The sequence below is a fragment of the Haemophilus sp. SZY H53 genome, from assembly GCF_054332375.1.
On sequence record NZ_JBTGNV010000002.1, the window covers coordinates 1 to 22127 of the forward strand.

The 22127-nt window shown below is 39.3% G+C and carries 20 protein-coding genes; 8 read left to right on the forward strand and 12 right to left on the reverse strand.

Annotation, left to right across the window (positions count from 1 at the left end; genetic code table 11):
- Nucleotides 1–270 precede the first annotated feature (270 nt).
- Nucleotides 271–1092 carry a DUF5718 family protein gene (locus tag ACXVWB_RS02100; RefSeq protein WP_289901208.1) on the forward strand — a complete coding sequence of 274 codons (822 nt, stop codon included), beginning with the start codon at nucleotides 271–273 and terminating at the stop codon, nucleotides 1090–1092.
- A gap of 43 nt (nucleotides 1093–1135) precedes the next feature.
- Here ACXVWB_RS02100 and birA read toward each other — a convergent pair whose 3' ends face one another.
- A complete protein-coding gene (birA, locus tag ACXVWB_RS02105; protein WP_289901209.1) occupies nucleotides 1136–2056 on the reverse strand; it encodes a bifunctional biotin--[acetyl-CoA-carboxylase] ligase/biotin operon repressor BirA in 921 nt (306 codons plus the stop codon).
- Nucleotides 2057–2183: 127 nt separating this feature from the next.
- On the opposite strand from birA, the gene guaB reads away from it, so the two are divergent.
- From guaB to ACXVWB_RS02120, 3 genes are all read left to right on the forward strand, one after another.
- The gene (gene guaB, locus ACXVWB_RS02110; RefSeq protein ID WP_289901210.1) at nucleotides 2184–3647 is read left to right on the forward strand and encodes an IMP dehydrogenase; all 1464 of its coding nucleotides are present in this window, start codon (nucleotides 2184–2186) and stop codon (nucleotides 3645–3647) included.
- A gap of 110 nt (nucleotides 3648–3757) precedes the next feature.
- A complete protein-coding gene (guaA, locus tag ACXVWB_RS02115; RefSeq protein WP_111326895.1) occupies nucleotides 3758–5317 on the forward strand; it encodes a glutamine-hydrolyzing GMP synthase in 1560 nt (519 codons plus the stop codon).
- Nucleotides 5318–5393: 76 nt separating this feature from the next.
- Nucleotides 5394–6326, forward strand: coding sequence for an AEC family transporter (locus ACXVWB_RS02120; protein WP_289901211.1), 933 nt, complete (start codon nucleotides 5394–5396; stop codon nucleotides 6324–6326).
- A 21-nt stretch (nucleotides 6327–6347) separates the two neighbouring features.
- On the opposite strand, the gene ACXVWB_RS02125 is transcribed toward ACXVWB_RS02120, so the two are convergent.
- The 9 genes from ACXVWB_RS02125 to ACXVWB_RS02165 form a co-directional block, all read right to left on the reverse strand.
- The gene (locus tag ACXVWB_RS02125) at nucleotides 6348–6593 is read right to left on the reverse strand and encodes a YgjV family protein (RefSeq protein ID WP_289901212.1); all 246 of its coding nucleotides are present in this window, start codon (nucleotides 6591–6593) and stop codon (nucleotides 6348–6350) included.
- Nucleotides 6594–6714: 121 nt separating this feature from the next.
- Complete coding sequence (locus ACXVWB_RS02130; protein WP_289901213.1) at nucleotides 6715–7044, reverse strand: branched-chain amino acid transporter permease; 330 nt, start codon at nucleotides 7042–7044, stop codon at nucleotides 6715–6717.
- The gene (gene azlC, locus ACXVWB_RS02135) at nucleotides 7041–7766 is read right to left on the reverse strand and encodes an azaleucine resistance protein AzlC (protein WP_289901214.1); all 726 of its coding nucleotides are present in this window, start codon (nucleotides 7764–7766) and stop codon (nucleotides 7041–7043) included. The genes ACXVWB_RS02130 and azlC overlap by 4 nt, the downstream gene beginning before the upstream one ends.
- 9 nt (nucleotides 7767–7775) lie before the next feature.
- Nucleotides 7776–8705 carry a LysR family transcriptional regulator gene (locus ACXVWB_RS02140; RefSeq protein ID WP_289901215.1) on the reverse strand — a complete coding sequence of 310 codons (930 nt, stop codon included), beginning with the start codon at nucleotides 8703–8705 and terminating at the stop codon, nucleotides 7776–7778.
- Nucleotides 8706–8819: 114 nt separating this feature from the next.
- On the reverse strand, nucleotides 8820–10784 hold the full coding sequence (locus tag ACXVWB_RS02145) for a site-specific recombinase (protein ID WP_289901216.1): 1965 nt from the start codon (nucleotides 10782–10784) through the stop codon (nucleotides 8820–8822).
- Nucleotides 10785–10929: 145 nt separating this feature from the next.
- Nucleotides 10930–11982: a ferric ABC transporter ATP-binding protein gene (gene fbpC, locus ACXVWB_RS02150; RefSeq protein WP_289901217.1), complete on the reverse strand. Its 1053-nt coding sequence runs from the start codon at nucleotides 11980–11982 to the stop codon at nucleotides 10930–10932.
- 24 nt (nucleotides 11983–12006) lie between these two features.
- Nucleotides 12007–14064, reverse strand: a complete 2058-nt coding sequence (locus ACXVWB_RS02155) for an ABC transporter permease (RefSeq protein ID WP_289901218.1) — start codon at nucleotides 14062–14064, stop codon at nucleotides 12007–12009.
- Nucleotides 14065–14129: 65 nt separating this feature from the next.
- The gene (locus tag ACXVWB_RS02160) at nucleotides 14130–15167 is read right to left on the reverse strand and encodes an ABC transporter substrate-binding protein (protein WP_289901219.1); all 1038 of its coding nucleotides are present in this window, start codon (nucleotides 15165–15167) and stop codon (nucleotides 14130–14132) included.
- 122 nt (nucleotides 15168–15289) lie between these two features.
- Nucleotides 15290–16330 carry an ABC transporter substrate-binding protein gene (locus ACXVWB_RS02165; RefSeq protein ID WP_049355993.1) on the reverse strand — a complete coding sequence of 347 codons (1041 nt, stop codon included), beginning with the start codon at nucleotides 16328–16330 and terminating at the stop codon, nucleotides 15290–15292.
- A 186-nt stretch (nucleotides 16331–16516) separates the two neighbouring features.
- Between ACXVWB_RS02165 and udk the strand changes: the two genes are divergently transcribed.
- The 4 genes from udk to ACXVWB_RS02185 are packed head-to-tail and all read left to right on the forward strand — an operon-like array spanning nucleotide 16517 to nucleotide 20120.
- Nucleotides 16517–17158: a uridine kinase gene (gene udk / locus ACXVWB_RS02170; protein WP_126471031.1), complete on the forward strand. Its 642-nt coding sequence runs from the start codon at nucleotides 16517–16519 to the stop codon at nucleotides 17156–17158.
- A gap of 8 nt (nucleotides 17159–17166) precedes the next feature.
- Nucleotides 17167–17748 carry a dCTP deaminase gene (dcd, locus tag ACXVWB_RS02175; protein ID WP_126471029.1) on the forward strand — a complete coding sequence of 194 codons (582 nt, stop codon included), beginning with the start codon at nucleotides 17167–17169 and terminating at the stop codon, nucleotides 17746–17748.
- 3 nt (nucleotides 17749–17751) lie between these two features.
- Nucleotides 17752–18942 (forward strand): AsmA-like C-terminal region-containing protein, encoded by a 1191-nt coding sequence (locus tag ACXVWB_RS02180; protein WP_289901220.1) that lies wholly within the window; start codon nucleotides 17752–17754, stop codon nucleotides 18940–18942.
- On the forward strand, nucleotides 18942–20120 hold the full coding sequence (locus tag ACXVWB_RS02185; protein WP_297569531.1) for a sugar transporter: 1179 nt from the start codon (nucleotides 18942–18944) through the stop codon (nucleotides 20118–20120). Before ACXVWB_RS02180 ends, ACXVWB_RS02185 begins: the two co-directional genes overlap by 1 nt.
- A gap of 47 nt (nucleotides 20121–20167) precedes the next feature.
- Here ACXVWB_RS02185 and ACXVWB_RS02190 read toward each other — a convergent pair whose 3' ends face one another.
- Both ACXVWB_RS02190 and dppD read right to left on the reverse strand, forming a co-directional pair.
- Complete coding sequence (locus ACXVWB_RS02190; RefSeq protein WP_289901222.1) at nucleotides 20168–21151, reverse strand: peptide ABC transporter ATP-binding protein; 984 nt, start codon at nucleotides 21149–21151, stop codon at nucleotides 20168–20170.
- Nucleotides 21144–22127 carry a dipeptide ABC transporter ATP-binding protein gene (gene dppD, locus ACXVWB_RS02195; RefSeq protein WP_289901223.1) on the reverse strand — a complete coding sequence of 328 codons (984 nt, stop codon included), beginning with the start codon at nucleotides 22125–22127 and terminating at the stop codon, nucleotides 21144–21146. The genes ACXVWB_RS02190 and dppD overlap by 8 nt, the downstream gene beginning before the upstream one ends.

Below are 22127 nucleotides of genomic sequence, written 5' to 3' on the forward strand. Positions count from 1 at the left end.
AAAACAAGTCAATCAACAAGTGCCCACACAGATTGTCTGATATATTGTTAAAGAGCAAAAAAAGAACGACGCACTGGTTTTATTACGTTTCACAACAGTGCGTCGTTGTGTGGGGCGTATTATAGATATTTCAGAATTCTTTGCAAGTGCTTTTTACAAAAAAATTCAATTTTTTTATCACATGATGATTTAATCATCAAAGTGATTTGTATTTGTTCAACATTCAAGGTAAATTACCCCAAAAAGAGTAAGCAATCTAATGAGGTCTTCATGAATTTTGAACAAATGATTGGTTTAGGTGTGGCAGGCAATTTCGCAGGACATTTGGAACAAGCCGGCGAGGCGGCTGATTTCACTCAAGTAAAAACAGAAAATGCCATTCAACCCAAAGCGATTTTCCCGTTTTATGTGCCAAGCGAAAAATCGGGCTTTCTTTCTACCTTTCCTTTAAGTCACAATCAAATTAATTTTCCACAAGGCGCGGATAATCTTCAAATTGAACCTGAAATTACGCTTATTTGTGATCTTACCTATAAAGGAAAGCAAGTTGAGCATATTATTCCGCACTATTTTGCAGCCTATAATGACTGCTCTATTCGTCGCCCTAATGCGAAAAAAATCTGTGAAAAGAAAAACTGGGGATCGGCAAGTAAAGGTATTTCATCAAAACTGATTCCACTTTCTTTCTTTGTTAAGGGAAGTGAAATTGATCAATATCGTATCGCTTGCTTCCATAAACGCAATGGCGAGCTCAATACGTATGGTATTGACAGCCCTGCTATTGGTTATAGCTATTTCCACCAACAATTATTAGATTGGATCGTGGATAGAATGAATAATCAACCCGATGAGGGACCGATGAATCATATTGCTTCTTTGTTAGAGCAAGCAAACTATCCTGAACAAGCGATTATTAGTATTGGCGCCACCCGTTATACCGAGTTCGGCGAAACGCATTTCTTACAACCCAATGATCTCAGTATTGTTGCTGTGTATGACGGTGAAAAATATTCTGCTGAGGAAATTGAGAAAATGGCAAGAGATGAAAAATTTGCAGATGACATTTCAGCACTGATTCAGAAAGTGGTTTAGTATACATATAAAAAGTGCGGTTAATTTCGACCGCACTTTTTATTTACTTCCTTCTTAAAGAAACTTCTCCGGCATTAAAATACCGCTCGCCTTCATCGGTTATGACTTTTAAGTAACCGCGTTTATCAATTCCCTGCTCTATACCTGAAATCGCGCTTTGCTCAGTAAAGACGTTCACTTCATCACCAAAAAATTCATTATAGTTTATCCATTGTTGCATGAATTCCTCATCAATGCCCTTTTCTTCAAATTGAGCTAATCGAGAATAAATACGTTGAATCACTTTAATAAGGATCGTTTCACGATCTATATTTGGATCCTGTTCGGTTAGCTGCGCATACGGCTGACTAATTTCGGTTGATTGTGGTAATTTTACATTGATCCCAATACCAACCACTAAATTAAGCAACCCATTCTTATGATTAATGATTTCCACTAAAATGCCACCAAGCTTCCGCCCTGAAAGCAAAATATCATTTGGCCATTTCACTTTCGCATTTAACGCTTCTGCAATCGCTAAACCGATTACTAAACTTAATCCATCCAATGCTTTTTTAGGATCGATAGTCCAATAAAAACTGAAAATTAACTGCCCTGCAAACGGTGAAAGCCATTGACGACCACGACGTCCCCGCCCTGCGGTTTGATATTCTGCCAGACACAAATCACCTTTTTTTAATTGGTTAATTTGATTCGTTATAAATTCATTTGTTGAAGAAATGGTTCGATGATAATGCACAGAATAAGGGAAAAGTGCGGTCGAAATTGTTTGCGGATTTAACAAAGGCATTTCTGGCACTAACTGATAAACATCATTTTCTTCTTGAATATTCAATCCCGATTCTCTCAATAATGCTATTTCTTGCGCCAATTCATTTGACGTAATATTTAAAAACGACATCAAATCTGACCGCACTTTAGGGTGGCAATCAGACAAACAATCCAATAACGATGGCATATTCATTCCTTCTCATAAAAATCTTGGCAAATCTTACCATAAAAGCGAAAAAATTCATTTTCAACCACATGAAAAATCTGTATAATCCCGCCGCAATATTTTTTAACACAATTCTTAACAGTGAGATATTGCCATGCTTAGAATCAAACAAGAAGCTCTGACTTTTGACGACGTTCTACTCGTCCCAGCTCATTCAACTGTTCTTCCGAACACAGCCAACCTCTCAACTCAACTCACCAAAGAAATTCGCTTAAATATTCCGATGCTTTCTGCAGCGATGGATACTGTCACAGAAACCAAATTAGCGATCTCTTTAGCACAAGAAGGCGGCATCGGCTTTATTCACAAAAATATGACGATCGAACGCCAAGCGGATCGTGTTCGTAAAGTGAAAAAATTCGAAAGTGGTATCGTTTCTGAACCTGTGACTGTTTCACCAGATTTAACTCTTGCAGCACTTGCTGAAATGGTGAAGAAAAACGGCTTCGCTGGCTACCCTGTTGTAGACGGTGAAAATAACTTAATCGGTATCATCACTGGCCGTGACACGCGTTTCGTAAAAGATTTAAGCAAAACTGTTTCACAATTAATGACGAAAAAAGAAGACTTAGTTACCGTAAAAGAAGGTGCAAGCCGTGAAACAATTTTAGAATTAATGCATCAAAACCGCGTAGAGAAAGTACTTGTTGTAGATGATGCTTTCAAATTAAAAGGCATGATCACCGTTAAAGACTTCCAAAAAGCGGAACAAAAACCAAATGCATGTAAAGATGAATTCGGTCGTTTACGCGTAGGCGCAGCAGTAGGTGCAGGCCCAGGTAACGAAGAACGCATTGATGCATTAGTGAAAGCAGGCGTAGATGTATTGTTAATCGACTCTTCTCACGGTCATTCAGAAGGCGTATTACAACGCGTTCGTGAAACTCGTGCAAAATATCCAAACTTACCTATCGTTGCGGGTAACGTAGCGACTGCTGAAGGTGCTATCGCACTTGCAGACGCAGGCGCAAGCGCAGTGAAAGTAGGTATCGGCCCTGGTTCAATTTGTACCACTCGTATCGTAACCGGTGTAGGTGTTCCACAAATCACTGCTATCGCAGATGCTGCGGCGGCATTAAAAGATCGTGGTATTCCAGTTATCGCGGACGGTGGTATCCGTTTCTCTGGCGACATTGCAAAAGCCATCGCTGCAGGCGCAAGCTGTGTAATGGTTGGCTCTATGTTTGCCGGTACTGAAGAAGCACCGGGTGAAATCGAACTTTACCAAGGCCGTGCATTTAAATCTTACCGTGGTATGGGCTCATTAGGTGCAATGGCGAAAGGCTCATCAGACCGTTACTTCCAATCTGATAACGCAGCAGACAAACTCGTACCAGAAGGTATCGAAGGTCGTATTCCATACAAAGGTTACTTAAAAGAAATCATCCACCAACAAATGGGTGGCTTACGTTCTTGCATGGGCTTAACTGGCTGCGCAACCATCGAAGAATTACGTACAAAAGCCAAATTCGTTCGAATCAGTGGTGCAGGCATTAAAGAAAGCCACGTTCATGACGTAACTATTACGAAAGAAGCACCAAACTATCGTATGGGCTAATCCGTAAGGTGGGCTTTCTTCCACCTTTTGTTGTTTTAAAGTGCGGTTAATTTTTGCAAAGTTTTAGGGGAAATTGACCGTCCACACTATCAAGAATAAGAGCATTATAAATGACAAACATCCACAACCATAAAATTCTGATCCTCGACTTCGGTTCACAATATACTCAACTGATTGCGCGTCGTGTGCGTGAAATCGGTGTGTACTGCGAACTTTGGGCGTGGGATGTGACTGAAGAACAAATCCGTGAATTTAATCCAGACGGTATCATTCTTTCTGGTGGTCCTGAAAGTACCACTGAAGAAAACAGCCCACGTGCACCTGAATACGTATTTAATGCTGGCGTGCCTGTATTGGGTATTTGTTACGGTATGCAAACCATGGCGATGCAACTTGGCGGTTTAACTGAAACCTCTGAGCATCGTGAATTCGGCTATGCTTCTGTTTTAATGGATAATCCGACCGCACTTTTCGCTCATTTAAATGATGGCGATAGCAAATTGGATGTATGGATGAGCCATGGCGATAAAGTAACGCGTTTACCTGAAAACTTCCAAGTTACCGGTACGACTCCAACCTGTCCAATTGCTGCAATGTCTGACGAAAATCGTCGATTCTACGGCGTACAATTCCACCCAGAAGTAACCCATACCAAAAAAGGTTTGGAATTATTGATGAATTTCGTGGTGAATATTTGTGGTTGCGAAACCAAATGGACAGCAGAAAACATTATCGAAGATGCCGTTGCTCGTATTAAAGAGCAAGTGGGCGATGATGAAGTGATTTTAGGTTTATCTGGTGGTGTGGACTCTTCTGTGGTTGCATTACTTTTACACCGTGCCATCGGCAAAAACTTACACTGCGTATTCGTGGATAACGGTTTACTCCGCCTACACGAAGGCGATCAAGTCATGGAAATGTTTGGCGATAAATTCGGCTTGAACATTACCCGTGTTGACGCTGAAAGCCGTTTCTTAGGCGAACTTGCAGGCGTATCGGATCCTGAAGCGAAACGTAAAATTATCGGTAAAGTATTCGTTGATGTATTTGATGATGAATCAAAAAAACTCACTAATGTGAAATGGTTGGCACAAGGTACGATCTACCCTGATGTCATCGAATCTGCAGCAAGCAAAACTGGTAAAGCACATGTGATTAAATCACACCACAACGTAGGTGGCTTACCAGACTATATGAAACTTGGCTTAGTTGAACCACTACGTGAGTTATTTAAAGATGAAGTACGTAAAATCGGTTTAGCATTAGGCTTACCGGCTGAAATGATCAACCGCCACCCATTCCCTGGCCCAGGTTTAGGCGTGCGTGTATTAGGCGAAGTGAAAAAAGAATACTGCGATTTATTACGCCGTGCAGATGCGATCTTTATCGAAGAATTGCGCAACAGCGGTTGGTATGAAAAAACCAGTCAGGCTTTCAGCGTGTTCTTACCTGTGAAATCTGTAGGTGTGATGGGCGATGGCCGTAAATACGATTGGGTTATTTCCCTACGCGCAGTAGAAACCATCGACTTTATGACCGCACATTGGGCTCATTTACCTTATGATTTATTAGGCAAAGTATCTAACCGCATTATCAACGAAGTGAATGGCATTTCTCGCGTGGTGTATGACATTAGCGGAAAACCCCCAGCAACGATCGAGTGGGAGTAACCTAGATCAATTTAAAGGGCAAATTATTTGCCCTTTTCTTCTTTCATAGCACTAATTTATCTCATCAATATTCACTATGGATATCGCATTTTTACTCGGTACTAAAATTATTGAACTGACACTTATTGTGCTTATCGGCTATGGGTTGGTTAAATCAAAATTATTAAAATCAGAAGATAGCAAGCCGCTTTCCATTATTGGCCTTTATGTCATCAGCCCATCGGTAATGATTGAAGCCTTTCAAATTGATTACACACCTGAAATTCTACAAGGTTTGCAGCTTTCACTACTTATGGCCGTATTTCTTCAGGTTATTCTGATTATTATTGGCAGTTTATTAAAGCGCCTATTAAACCTTGATCCTATTGAGCATGCCACTTCCATTTATTCCAATTCTGGCAACTTAATTATTCCGATTGTGATGTCGCTATTTGGTAAAGAATGGGTCATTTATGCAAGCTGTTTTATCGTAGTACAAACCTTTCTATTTTGGACACATTGCCGTTTGATTATTGTAGGAAAAGGAAATTTATCGCTGAAGACGATTGCCAAAAATATCAATATTTGGTCAATTCTTGTTGGAGCATTTTTGTTTGCTTTCCAAATTAAGTTGCCAAACATTATCAATGGTACGCTGTCTTCGATTGGATTATTTATTGGTCCGAATGCCATGCTTGTCGCCGGTATGCTGATTGCGGCAATTCCTTTACGGAGCATCATAGCATCCAAACGCATTTATTTAGTTACACTCTTGCGGTTGCTACTTATTCCACTTGCATTATTGGTATTAATAAAGCTGATTGGGTTTATACAGTGGGCTGAAAAAGGCGAGATCATTGTGCTAATTAGCTTTTTAGCCACCACTAGTCCTTCTGCAGCAACCGTGACACAAATGGCGGTGATTTATAACAACAATCCACAAAAAGCCAGCGCCATTTATGGTGTAACGACGCTGCTTTGTATGTTTACTATGCCACTAGTAATTGCGTTATATCAAATGTGGGGGTAAATCGTGGAAAAGTGCGGTCAATTATTTAAGCACTTTTGATACCAGTTGCTCTTTTTTCAAACGATAAAGTTGATATAAGTTAACGAAAAATAAGAATGCGTTTAGAAGCGCAACTGGATAAGATTTGATGATCAAACTGTAAATGACAAAGAGTATCGCCCCAATAGCATTGACAACTCTCAAGTGAATAATCGATTTAAATAAAAAAGACACAGCCACAAAGAATGTTGCCAAATAACCTAATAATTCAATGAAATTAAATTCCATAAATCTCTCCGTCAACAATGATTGAAACGGCATCATAAAAGATTTTGGAATTCAGGGAAAGAGGCAAAATAAAAGCAACCGATTGCAATATCAAGAAATTTTTATTTCGCTCAACATTCTCTTAGATAAAGACTTTTTGCACTAAAAACATATAAAAAATTGTGCCTGCCGAGATGGAAAGAAACATATTCTTTTTCCAGAAATGTAATCCCAACACTAAAGCACCCGCAATAAAATCAGGCAAGCCATAATAACCGCTTAGCACGTCCACATTTTTATAGCAATACACCACTAGCATCCCAAACATCGCTGCGGGTAATACTTTACCGAGGTAACGGATATACTCTGGAATTGGACGATTTGTAGGAAAGATCCAGAATGGCAATAATCGGGTAAATTGTACGCACAAAATACAAATCGCAATGGTGATAATTTGTTCCATCAATGTCATTTCAGTGCCTCCAATTTAGATGAAAGTTTAGGACGTCGTACCGTTAATAGAATCCAGATACTAATTAGAGTTGGCACTAAAAAGTGTTCTTTCCCAACAATTAACAGCGATACAAAAGCTACGCCTAAACCTAATAATGAGCTTTCATGAAATTTTTCTTTTAGCCAGTTTTCAGCAAAGATTACGAGGAAAAGTGCAGTCATCCCAAACTCTACCCCTTTTAAATCAAAAGGAATGATTGAACCAAATAGATTACCTAATCCTGCGCCTACAATCCAATAAAGATGGAGATAAAAGCTGACAAAGAACATATACCAACCTTTATCTAAATGATCGGGAATCTTCGCCAGATAGTTCAGGGAAAAACTTTCATCGACTAAGGTAGTCATTAAATACCAACGTTTTTTCCCAATTTGAGCACCATATTTTTCTAACATGGAAATGCCATAAAAAATCTGACGACCACTTACCATCAGCGTAACTAATGCGACACTTAAAGGCGAAAAAGGCATAACTAATGCGGCTGCCGCAATAAACTCCACGGAGCCCGCATAAATGAGTGCTGCCATTGCAACAGGGAACCAAACACCGAATCCTAATGCTTTCATGTAAATGCCATATGCAATGCCTAAAAATAAAAAGCCAGCAAGCATTGACATGCTGTAAGGAAATGCCGCTTTTGCTGCGGCTTTGATGGGATTTTCTGTCACAACTTCTGACATATTGACCTACTACAACGCTAAAACAGACAAACCAGGTAAGGTCGAAAAACTTTGTGCTTTTACTGTTTGATGGAAATCTTCGATATAAGCTAAATTAGCATCTTCTTTACGAATTGCCGCATAAAGGTTACTGTACAATCCTTTTTCTGTAATTTTGCGCGCCACCACATAACCTTTTTCTAAATAAGGTAATGCCGCCCAATAAGGCACGGTAGCAATGCCACGACGACTCGCCACTAACTGGATCAAGGCGATTGTTAGCTCTGTCGTACGACGCGGCGGATTAATATCTTTCGGTTTCAACACTTGACGATATAAATCCAACATATCATCAGGAACGGGATAGGTTACCCAAGTTTCCTCAGCAAAATCTTCCGCCTGCCAAACGTCTTTATTGGCTAATGAATGATCCTTAGCGCAAATACCCACCATTTCATAAGAAAACAATGGTTTAAATAAAACATCATCATTTTCCTCAACTTCTGATACTATCGCCCAATCAGCACGGTGAGATAGCAATAAGCCTACTGGATCAGTATGGAAACCTGACACAATATCTAACTCCACCAAACTCCAATGCTGGCGAAACTCATCCATCGCGGGCATTAACCAATCGAAACAGGTATGACACTCTACCGCAATTCGTAATTGGCCTGCATCACCATGTTTTACGCGAGCAAGTTCTCGTTCGGCATCAATCACTTTTGGCAAAATTTCATTTGCAAGACGAATCAAACGTTCACCAGCGGCGGTAAAACGTAATGGATTACTTTTGCGCTCAAAGAGGAGCAAACCGAATTGTTCTTCCATTAACTTAATTTGATGAGAGAGTGCGGATTGTGTTAAATAAACACGTTTTGCCGCCATCGAAACGCTGCCCGTTTCCTTCAACGCAAGCAAAGTTCTAAGGTGACGAAGTTCAAGAAATGTGGGTTTCATTAGAATAATTCATCAAGTTATAAGATTAGATGAGTAACATAATAACGCAAATTAAATTTGCCGAAAAGAAAGTGCGGTCAAAAACATTAATATTTGTGACCGCACTTAACGCGATTATTTATCTAATTGAATAGGGAGAAATAAGCTCAATGGTCGTTTTTTCATAATTTGACAAACTTCTCGCCAAATTCCCCACCAACTATCAATTTCAGCATTTAAAGAACGCAAGGCAACCCAAAGCGTGAGTGAAAAACTAACAATTAAATTCATCAAGCCAATCAACAGAACAAAAGCAATACATTGTAAAAGCAATGAATAAGTAAATTGCCCGCTCACTGCAATATAACCTACATTTGCTGATGAAAATGCCACATGACGTATATCTAATGGAAGATGCGTTAAGTATCCTACTACGCCAGTAATGCCGAGCAACATCCCAAAACAAAGATTACCGATAATCGACCCATAATTTTCATGCATATAATTAGCGAATTTAATTCGGCATTTTTCAGTCATTACTTTTTTCAGCAACGGATGTTGTATTAAACGCATACGAATATTCAAATAATTACTACGATTATCAAAATAGCCAGAAATAAGTCCTGAACAAAATAGCCAAACGCCAGCGATGGCCGCAAACCATAAGGTTCCTGCCAAAGGATCGATACTATGCAACTGATAAGCGATTTGTTCAGTATTCATTAGCGGCTCTCCCATCTGGTATTGGTAAACAAAAGCAATCAATGCTGCAAGTCCCATCGCAATAACCACATTGCCTAATACGGCAATACTCTGTGAACGAAATACATCCACTAATAACTGTGCTAAGGTCATATTTAAGGTTTTACCTTGCGGGTTTTTCTCTACCGCCTCCGCAAAACGAGCCGCTGTCATGGCTGGCTGTTTGGTCGCCACTGTAAAATGTAACATAAAAATGAGTGTAAATCCTAAGCCGTAATTTAAGCCTTCAGCAATCCCTTTCCATACTTTGTCATCAATGATGCTGCCTAAATAGGTTTTAAATAATGCCATTAATGCAATTAATACACCGCCCCCCGCTGCGGAATAAAACATCGACCAATATTCCTTTTTATCTCGGGTAATATAATGTTCGCCGTGATCACCTGCATTTTGTGTAATACTGCGAGCAATTAATTTTGAACTTTGTTGCCAAAGTCGAGAAATACTATGTTTCTCAGCGGCAGCGCGTGCGAAATGATTAATAAGGAGCAATATTCTATTTGATAAATAGCGCTCTGAAGCAAAAAGTGCCATTAAAGTTTCCAATCGCTCTAACGTTTGAGAAAGACGTTCTAATAAATAAGCGACATTTAACGAGGATCCCATAATTGCTCCTCGCTTTTTTAAACGCTCTACTAATCTTTTACACTGATTAAACATCACCTGTAAATGGCTATCATCAAAATATATAAATTGACGACGTGCTTGTAACCAATCAACAACTTCTCGATGCAAAGCGACAAAAGGTGAATCAGCATTTAATAAAGAAGGCTCCATTCGCATTAGTTCTGGTTCCATATCTTCAGCCGCAACCCAAATTGAAAGCATTTCAATAGCAAATAACCCTTCACTTTCAATATGTGTTTTTAAACGATCACGATCTTTTTCTGTAGCATAATGAGCTAAAACAACAAAGATTGCACGCCAGGCCTTCAATGGGATAGCGTTAATCCACTGAATGTCATTTTTGTCACTAAATAAGAGATAAAAAATATCACGTAAGTCATTAATATCTTTGAAAGATGGATTAAAACGTTCATAAATACGTGTTTTCATTTCTCGCCCAAAACCTTCACGAGAAAGAATACCACTACTAATAAACAAAGGATAAAGGCGTAAACTACATAACCAATCGCATAGTAATTTTGCAACGGCCTCCCCTAACGCTTTATCTTGTAGTAAAGTATGTTTCAACAATTGTAAAACTGAAAGAATTTGTGTTGGCTTACTTTTACGCAACAATTGACATATACCTTCAACAAGACCAAAAGCGTCTTTTTGCTCAATTTTCTGTTGTAAAAATAACAACAACGCATCAGGTTCTATCACTAATTTCATCTATACTTAATACCTTTATTCATAGAAGAGCGCATTATACAGATTGAAATCAAAAAAGAAAATCTGAAAAAAGTGCGATCTGCGATCGATGTTGAAAGGGTTTGAAAAGAAAAGACGTATGTTTCCACACGCCTTTAGATTAACATTATTTCTCTTTCTTCAGCAAGAAAATTCCTTGTTCAGAGAAATTCAGATAAGCTTGTTTGAGATCAGCATTGAAGTCTTCAGGTTTAGTGTTAATGAGCAATTCTTTGCCAGCCCAAATTGCCACCACTTCCCAGTGGTTACCCATATAGACTGCACTCTTGATTTCACATTGTTGTGCTACTTCACCTTCAGCTTTTAAGTAAATTGCTTCAGGACGTACGCCCACTAAGCATTCGCCATCCGATAAATTAAATTGTGCTGCATTACTTAATGGCAATTTGTAGCCATTCACATCAATAGTGTCATTTTCCAATTTACCTTCAAAGATGCTCGATTCGCCCATGAAGTTTGCAAGGAATAAAGAGTTTGGACGCAAATAAAGCTCTTTTGCTGAGGCTTTTTGCATGATTTTACCTTTATTCATGACGATAACTTCATCGGATACCGCAAATGCTTCGGTTTGGTCGTGAGTCACATAAAGTGAGGTAATACCTAAATTTTGTTGTAATTCCCGGATTTTTTCACGCATAGAACGACGTAAGTTAGCATCCAAGTTACTTAATGGCTCATCAAAAAGTAATACTTTTGGTTTTAATACTAACGCACGTGCTAATGCCACACGTTGTTGTTGACCACCCGAAATTTGATCCACAAAACGATCTTCAAAGCCTTCTAAGTCAACCAACTCTAAGGCTTCTTTTACACGTTTAGTGCGCTCTTCTTTTCCCACACCTTGCATACGTAAACCATAGCCTACGTTATCACCGATACTCATATGCGGGAACAACGCATAAGATTGGAATACGATACAAATATCACGGTTTTGAATAGAGGATTTAGTTACATCTTCACCATCGATAAAAATCTGACCTGAAGTTGGATTTTCTAAGCCTGCCACTAAACGTAACACAGTGGTTTTACCACAACCGGATGGACCTAATAAGGTCACCATAGTGCCACGTTTAATGGTTAAATCTAAATTATCAATGACTGTGGATTTACCAAAAGATTTAGTGATATTTTTTAATACTAAGAAATCATTATTACTCATACTATTTACCTACAACTTAACGAGTTAATTCATTTTTTTCGCTTTAGAACGGGAAATTCGGGTATCACCCACAATCCAGTCAAAGAATAAAATAATGGCCATCATCACGATGATTAAAATCGAACCGTATGCAATCGCAACACCATATTCACCATCTTCTACACGGTTTAAAATATAGGCTGTTGCCACACGTGTATCAGCGGTGACTAAGAAGATAATCGCACTCACGGTAGTCATCGCACGAACGAAACTGGTGACCAATGCAGAAAGTAACGCTGGTTTTAACAAGGGTAAAACGATAAACCACAAGGTTTTCCATGAGCTACCTTTTAAAGAAAGAGACGCTTCATCGAGTGACTTATCTAATTGACCAAGACCAGCAATGGCTGCTCGCATACCGATTGGTAAATCACGCATCACCATTGAGATGATCACGATAATGCTAGTACCCGTAATGTAAAGCGGTGCATTGTTGAAGGCTAAAATATAAGACACCCCTGCAACGGTTCCTGGTACCGCAAAACAAAGCATGGTTAAGAACTCAAGAGATTTTTTACCTTGGAAATCTTTACGCACCACAATATACGCAATTAATAAACCGAAAAGTGCGGTCAATGGTGCGGCAATTCCTGCATAGATTAAGGTATTAATCAATGATGGCCATGCCCCATCGCTTAAACTTTGTCCGAATAACATCGCATAGTTTTTGAAGGTTAAGGTGTAATCCACACCCCAGTTCACGGTGAAACTACCGTAGAAAATACTGCCGTATAACGCTAAGTTAAAGAGTACCCAGAAACCAAGCATACCGATGATGGTATATTTCAAGCCGGTTGGTAAATCTTGCACGTCACCACGATAGGATTTGCCTGAAACGGTCACATAAGAACGGTTACCAATCCAAATATATTGGATGATAAATACGGCTAATGAGAAAATTAAAAGCATCGAACCTAAGGTACTTGCTGAAGCATAATCTAATTGTGAGCCTGCGATATAGAAGTAGATTTGTGTTGCGATGACGTCAAAGCTACCGCCCAGTACTAACGGGTTACTAAAGTCCGCTAAGGATTGGATAAACACGATTAAGAATGAGTTTGCTAATGCTGGACGTAGTAATGGGAAAATGATATTGAAGAATGTTTGATAACGATTTGCACGCAAGGTGTAAGACGCTTCTTCAATTGATGGGTGAACAGATTTTAATGCGCCGTCTAAAATCATGAATGAAATCGGCGCAAAAGCAAGAATCTGCGCAATGGCAATCCCGTTGAAGCCGTATAACCAGTTATGGTTCTCAAATCCAAATGTTGAGGATAAGAACTCAGTTACATAACCAGAACGGCCTAGCATTAATGTTACCCCTAAACCCACAACGAACGGTGGTGTGACGATTGGTAAAATAGAGAAAATTTTACCAACAAATGCCGTTCTACGTGCAATGCGGGTGGTATAAAGCGCAAATGCCAAACCGAAAATCGTTGATACAATGCCAACAAAGCCTGATAAGAATAACGAGTTACTAATAACACGTACAATATAGCTTTGAGTCAAAATTCGCATCACTTGTTGCGGTGCAAAGGTATCACCGTCATAAAACATGGATACAAAGATCGCCAATGTTGGATAAACGATGAAGAAGAAAATTAATAAGATAATGCAAAGCAAAGAGGCAATAATAAATTTATCCCCTTGCATTACCTGCAATTTTGCAAAAGAAAACGTCGCCAATGCGGTTAAACTCGCAATTAATACAATCACAGAGTATCCTAGGCTGACTTTATAAATGGTCGCACTGACGAAGATAAACAACGTCGCAGCGGCAATAAGATAAAGTTCCACTTTCGCTTGCGTAGCCCTCGGTAATTTAAGATAAGGTACTAAACCGTATAAAAGAATCGGTAAAAACCATAAGACCGTAATATTTAACGAAGACCAACCCATTGCATCATAATATTCATCACTAGTACTCTCAAACAAGCCGTAATCTAATGCATGAGAAGGAAGAAGAAGAAATGCAATCACTGCAAGAATTATCCAAAAATTGGCTGATTGGATAATAGGACGTTTATTTGCGTTCATACAACCTCGCATAAAAGAAAAAAGCGAAATAATACAATAGCTATTATTTCGCTATGTATACATCATTATTTTGCTAATTTAACATCATCAACCCATTTTGTGATCAAACGTTTACGTAAATCACTTGAGCCGTATTTGTTAAAATCATAATTAATTAAATTGATGGATTTAAAATCGAGCGCATAAGGCGATTGCTCAGCGGTACTATTGGTTAAAATAGAATATGCTTCCCCTTTTTTCCAGGTTAGCTCTTGCGCTTCTTTTGATAATGCCCAATCCACAAACAATTTCGCATTTTCAAGGTTTCTTGCACCCTTAATCACGCTCACACCGCCGATTTCATAGCCTGTGCCTTCACAAGGTACAACCAATTCCACTGGGGCACCTTTTGCTTTCTCTAAAGAATATTCATGTAAAAAACCAATTCCGATTGCGGTTTCACCACGTGCTGTATTACGGGTTGCCGTGTTACCTGATTTGGTATATTGGGAAATGTTTTTATTGAGTTCTTTGAGATATTTGAACGCTTCATCTTCACCCCAAAGTTGGATATAGGTCGCTAACTGAGTATAACCTGTTCCTGAACTTTGCGGATCTGCCGCCTGGATCTCATTACGGTAAGCAGGATTAGCGAGATCTTTCCAACATTTTGGGGTTGGTAAATTAAGTTTTTTTAAACGTTCTGGGTTAATCCCAAAACCTAATACACCGAGGTAAATCGCAGAGGAATAGTTGCCTTTAATTTTAGCGGGATCTCTAAACTGTTCAGGAATTTGTGCAAGATTTGGCGACTTATACGCTTCAAGCAAGCCCATTTCACCGGCTTGAGAATGAGGATCAAGCGTACCTCCATACCACACATCCCCTTGAGGGTTGTCTTTCTCAGCATCAATTTTAGCTAAAATTGTGCCTGTGCCACCACGGATAAAACTGGTTTTGATACCATATTTTTTCTCAAAAGCCATGGTTTCTTGCTCACACATCGTGTTTTGCGCACTGCAATAAACGACTAAACGCCCTTCTGCAGCAGATGCGTGAGAACTCAATAACATGCCTCCAAATACAATACCAGAAAGTGCTAAAGCAACGTTAGACAATTTCATTGGTTCACTCCTGTGTTTTTTATAAAAATAAGATGAGTTGGCGCTCATCGCAGTAACCACTTTATGGGTTCAAATGCAAAGTGCGGTCAAAAATTTCTCTGTTTTCAACCGCACTTTAAACATTATTTCGCTAATTTAACGTCTTGAACCCATTTTTCAATTAAGGCTTTGCGTTGTTCGGTTGCACCATATTTTTCAAAGTCATAATTGATGAGGTTAAGTTTGTTTGGATCAAACGCAGTTGGCGATTGTTCCGCGGTTGTGTTGGTTAAGATTTGTAAAGAATCACCTTGTTTCCACGCTAACTCTTGACCTTCTTTAGATAATGCCCAATCCACGAATAATTTTGCGTTATCAATGTTACGAGCACCTTTTAAGATACTCACGCCACCTAATTCATAGCCCGTACCTTCACAAGGTACGACTAATTCCAATGGTGCACCTTGACGTTTTTCAAGTGCATAATCGTGTAAAAAACCAACCCCTATAGTGGCTTCTCCACGTGCTGTATTACGAGATGGCGTGATACCTGATTTTGTATATTGAGAGACATTTGGATGTAATGCTTTTAAGAAATCAAAGGCTTTATCTTCGCCCCAAAGTTGAACGAAAGTCGCTAATGCGGTGTATGCTGTACCCGCACTTTGTGGATCAGCAATTTGGACTTCGCCTTTTAAGCGAGGATCGGTTAAATCTTTCCAGCATTTTGGTACTTCTTTAATCCCTAATTTTGCTAAACGCTCAGTATTCACACCAAAGCCTAAGATACCCATGTAGATAGATGACACATAGTGACCTTTGGTTTTCGCTGGATCACGAAAACGTTCCACGATTTCATCAATGTGTTTAGATTTATAAGGTTCGATTAAACCCAACTCTGCAGCTTGTGCTTGAGGGTCAAACGTACCGCCAAACCACACGTCTGCTTGTGGGTTATTTTTTTCTGCTTCAACTTTTGCAAAAGTACTACCTGAACCATTACGAATAAATGAAGTTTTCACATCATATTTTTCGCCAAAGGCTTTCGTTGTCGTTTCACACAGAATATTGGTTGCACTACAATATACCACCAAACGCCCTTGAGCATTAACAGCGGATGATGTTATGAAACCTGCAGCTAAAAGTGCGGTTGAAATAGAGAGAGAAATTTTATTCTTTTTCATCTTACACTCCTTATAAATAACACAGATGAAATAAGGGAAGCGAATGAATGTTAAATGAAAATGGAAAAAATTTCCGTGAAGCGCTTCACAAATTTGAAAAAATATAAGAAAAAGAAAGATGAATTTAAACGGATTTTTCTTTATAATTTCCTTTAGTTCTTACCTTTCTAAATTTTAGTTTTTTTTATGTCAAACTCATCTTGCATCATTATTGCCATTACCGGCGCATCGGCTTCAGGCAAAAGTTCTATTGCTTCTACTGTTCATAAAGAGCTTTGTAACGATTTAGGTTGCGAAGAAATCGGAATTATTGCTGAAGACAGCTACTATAAAGATCAAAGCCATTTGGAGATGAGTGTTCGAGTCAAAACCAACTATGACCACCCCAATTCAATGGATAGAGAGTTACTCATTCAACACTTAAAAGATTTAAAAAATGGAAAGGCTGTCGATATTCCGGTCTATAGTTATGTTGATCACACTAGAACAGACGAAGCCAAACACTTCACCCCGAAAAAAATTGTGATTTTAGAAGGGATTTTATTGCTCACTGATGAGCGAGTTCGCCAATTGGCTGATATTTCTGTTTTCGTAGATACCCCATTAGACATTTGTTTTATCCGTCGTTTACAACGGGATATGGAAGAACGTGGTCGTTCATTACAATCTGTAATTGACCAATACCGCGCAACCGTTCGTCCAATGTTCTTACAATTTATTGAGCCATCCAAACAATATGCGGATATCGTGATTCCTCGTGGCGGCAAGAACCGTATTGCGATTAATATGTTAAAAGCTCAAATTCTGCATTTATTAAACGAAAAATAGGAAAAATCATGCGTCTTTGCGATACCGATATCGAACGCTATTTGGATAATGGTCTTATTTCGTTAACGCCTCGTCCTGATAACGACAAAATCAATGGTGCAACCATTGATGTGCGTTTAGGCAATTCATTTCGCGTATTTCGTGAACATTCTGCCCCTTACATTGATTTAAGTGGCCCGAAAGAAGAAGTCTCAGCTCAACTTGAATCAGTCATGAGTGATGAAATTATTATTGGAGATGATGAGGCCTTCTTCTTACACCCTGGTGTATTAGCCTTAGCAACCACATTAGAGTCGGTGAAACTCCCTGCCAATATTATCGGTTGGTTAGATGGTCGTTCCTCTCTTGCCCGTTTAGGCTTAATGGTGCATGTTACCGCTCATCGTATCGACCCAGGTTGGGAAGGTAAAATTGTGTTGGAATTCTACAATTCTGGCAAATTACCTTTAGCATTGCGTCCTAATATGGTGATTGGCGCATTGAGTTTCGAAGTGTTAAGCGGCTCGGCAGCGCGCCCTTACACTAGCCGTAAAGATGCCAAATATAAACATCAGCAAAATGCGGTAGCGAGTCGAATTAATGAGGACTAATCAATGAAAAAGATCGCAATTAGCCTGTCGATCGTACTGTTTGCGATCTTTTTCTTTTTTTATCTTCAACTTCAACAAGCAAAAACACTGGTTGTCGAACAATTTGCAAGACGTGATATAAAACTTGAAGCAGTTAGTCTTAGCTTCTTTCCTCATCTCTCTATTTCCTTAGAACAAGTTAAATACCACGCTGTTTCTGCAAAAAAAATTGAAGGAAAATTATCCTTTTTTTCATTTATTTTTGGCAATCCGATGCTTGATGAAATTCAAATTCAGCAAGCTAGTTTTACCGAGAATGCGCTAAATTCAGCCAATATTCGCATGGCATTTTCGGATTTTCCACTCAAACAATTTTTAAGAAAAGATCTTATTTTAAATGGTACCCATCACGTTTGGGTAACACTTGAAAAGCCAGTTTATGGCAATGCCACCACATTTGATTTTATTTTTAACAAAGGCAATATAGCCCTTCGTCAAAAAGGGGAATCTCTTATTCAATTTGATGATGTTCAACTTAATCAGCAAAAATTGGGTTATATTGAAATTCATGCAGATCTAACAAAACCACAAAAACTGGCCATTGCTTACATTCGACCGATATGCGCCACGAATTGCCTTGCCATACTTAAATTTAATAGCTATCTACAAAAAAGCGTGGTTAATTTTTCTGGTAAAAATTTTCCTTTAAAGCAGTTGTTAGCTTTACTCAATTTTCCACAAACCATGACAGGCACGAGTGATTTTAACACTCAATTAGCCTTTACAAATTCAGAATTAATCGAAGGGAAATTTGATTTTAATGCACGTGATGGCGAGCTTTTAGGATTGAATTTATTAGATATGGCAGCACAGTATTTACCAATTAATTATAACAGTGATTTAACTGCGAGCAGAAATATGAATACGCCTTACGAGCGTTTTGAATCAAATCTTTCGCTTGAAAACCACTTACTCAAAGTAGATAAAATAAGCTTAAAAACAACCGCACTTTTAGGTGAAGGTTCTGGAGCCATTGATTTAGATAATGTACAATGCGACGTCAATTTAACTTTAAGATCGACTAACGAAAAATACAAAAAACTTGCGTTACCTATTCGTTTTTTCGATAGCTGTTACGCCCCACAATATAAGTTAAATATTGATAAAAATTTCCGCCATCAACTTAAGGAATTAATTAAAGAGAAATTAAAATAATGTCGTTTTACCAAAAAGCAGAAAAAACTCAATTTTGGCGCGTAGTTATCATGGCTTGCGCCGCTTTTATTTTTAATACTACGGAATTTGTGCCCGTTGCGTTACTCACCGATATTGGGCAAAGCTTTAATATGCAAACCTCTGATGTCGGATTAATGATGACCATTTATGCGTGGACTGTTCTCATCATGTCCCTGCCCGCAATGCTCGCCACAGGAAAAATGGAACGTAAAAGCTTACTCGTTAAGCTTTTCATCATTTTTATCATCGGGCATATTCTTTCTGTAATTGCATGGAATTATTGGATTCTTCTTATTGCCCGTATGTGTATTGCGTTGGCCCATTCCGTATTCTGGTCCATCACTGCCTCTTTAGTGATGCGCGTTGCGCCTAAAAATAAAAAGACACAAGCCATTGGTATGTTAGCCATTGGTACATCACTGGCTACGATTCTCGGTTTGCCACTGGGACGACTAGTCGGTCAACTTGTGGGATGGCGCGTTACCTTTGCGATTATTGGTATATTAGCTTTGATGATAATGTTCTTGATTATTCGTTTATTACCAATGTTACCGAGTAAAAATGCCGGCTCACTCTCTAGTCTGCCGATTTTGGCAAAACGTCCATTACTTATTGGACTTTATGCAACCACGGTAATTATTATTTCGGCCCACTTTACAGCCTACACCTACATTGAGCCATTTATGATTCAAATTGGACAGATGGATCCTAATCTAGCCACAATGATTCTCTTGGTCTTTGGTATTTCAGGTGTAACAGCGAGTGTGATTTTTAATCGATTATACCGTTTAGGTGCCGCACAATTTATTATCCATGCGATACTGTTATTAGCGCTTTCTTTAGGATTTATGCTTACTTCAGCTGGCTATACCGCAACAATGTTTGCCTTATCCTTTATTTGGGGAATTGGCATCTCCTGCATTGGTTTAGCACTACAAATGCGTGTATTGCAACTTGCCCCCGATGCCACTGATGTAGCAACAGCCATTTTCTCGGGTATTTTTAATGCGGGGATTGGTGCGGGAGCGCTCTTCGGGAATCAAATTATGCGACATGTAGGACTTGAATACATTGGCTTTAGTGGTGCAGCGTTAGCCATTATTGCACTCGGTATCTTCGTCTTCTTTAATTTCCGCTATCGTTCTCAAAATATCTAAAAAAATGACCGCACTTACTCAAGTGCGGTCATTTTCTTTTATCTTTTCTAATCGAGATGGAAGCAAGCAATGAGCTTATCATCAGGATATTTTTCCAATTTAGGCTGCTCATTTCGACATTTATCCGTTGCTTTCCAACAACGCGGATTAAATGCACAACCTTTTGGCGGATTAATTGGACTTGGCAATTCTCCGGTTAATTTAATCCGTTGACGACGTAATTCAGGTGACAATCTTGGCGTTGCCGAAAGTAACGCTTGCGTATAAGGATGCTGTGGATTTTTAAAGATCTGCTCTTTTGTGCCCATTTCAACACAACGACCTAAATACATCACCATCACTTCATCAGCAATATGTTCAACCACCGAAAGATCATGGGAAATAAACACATAAGATAAACCAAGCTCAACTTGTAAATCCATCATCAAATTCAGCACTTGCGCACGAACAGATACGTCTAACGCTGAAACTGGTTCATCCGCTACAACCACGTCAGGATCAAGCATTAAACCTCGAGCAATCGCAATACGCTGGCGTTGTCCGCCCGAAAACATATGTGGATAGCGATCATAAAACTCTGCTCGCAATCCTACTTTTTCCATCATGGACAATACTTTTTCTTTACGTTCTTTAGCCGATAGATTGGTATTAATGACTAAAGGTTCTTCCAAAATTGTGCCGATTTTCTTACGCGGATTTAGTGATGCATAAGGGTTTTGAAACACGATTTGGATTTTCTGACGGCGCAATGCTTTCGTTTCGTGATCATTCTCTAAGAAATTTTGTCCGTTATAATATAACTCGCCTTCTGTCGGTTCTTCTATCATCGTCAAAAGACGACCAAGTGTCGATTTACCACAACCAGACTCACCCACTACGGCAAGGGTTTTACCTCGCTCTAAGGAAAAAGACACGCCATCTAATGCTTTCACTTGCTGTGTTTTCGCAAACATGCCTCTTTTCACAGGATAATATTTTTTCAGCCCAATGGCATTGAGCAATGGTGCATTTTCTTGTGCGACATCAAACATTGCTTGGTTCTCCTTGAGCATTTAATGGGGTGTGACATTTAACTTGTCGATTTCCTACTTGGCGTAATTCAGGTTCCACACTTCGACAAAGATCCGTTGCATACGGACAGCGTGGATTTAACAAACAGCCTTGTGGGCGATCGTATTTACCTGGCACCACTCCGGGTAAAGATTGCAAACGAGATTTACCTTCTGCAAACTCCGGTAAAGAACGCAATAACGCTTGAGTGTAAGGATGTTTTGGTTCACGGAAAATATCTTCTGCTCGTCCTTCTTCCACTACTTGTCCTGCATACATCACAATAATACGATGCGCCGCTTCTGCGACTAACGCAAGATCGTGCGTAATCAGAATCAACGACATACATTCTTTTTGCTGTAACTCAAGCAACAAATCTACAATTTGAGCTTGAATGGTCACATCCAGTGCGGTGGTTGGTTCATCTGCAATGAGCAATCTCGGTTTACATGCAATCGCCATAGCAATCATAACGCGTTGGCTCATCCCGCCAGAAAGCTGATGCGGATAGACATCAATACGTGATTCAGGATCAGGAATACCGACTAAACGTAATAGCTCTAAGGTGCGCTCACGGCGCTCTTTTTTGCTGCCACCCTGATGCGCTTTAATGGCTTCCATAATCTGGAAACCCACCGTATAAGCCGGATTTAAGCTTGTCATTGGATCTTGGAAGATCATGGCAATATCTGCGCCAACTAATTTCCGCTTTTCTTTTGGCGGTAAGCTTAAAAGATCTTTTCCTCCAAATTCTAGGCCTTTCGCTGAAACACGCCCTGGAAAATCAATTAAGCCCATCACAGCAAGGGAACTTACTGATTTTCCTGAACCTGACTCGCCGACAATACCTAACACTTCGCCTTGATTAACTTGGTAGCTAATACGATCCACCGCTTTAAAAGGTGCTTTTTCATCACCAAAATGAACAGAAAGCTCTTTTACATCTAATAATGCCAT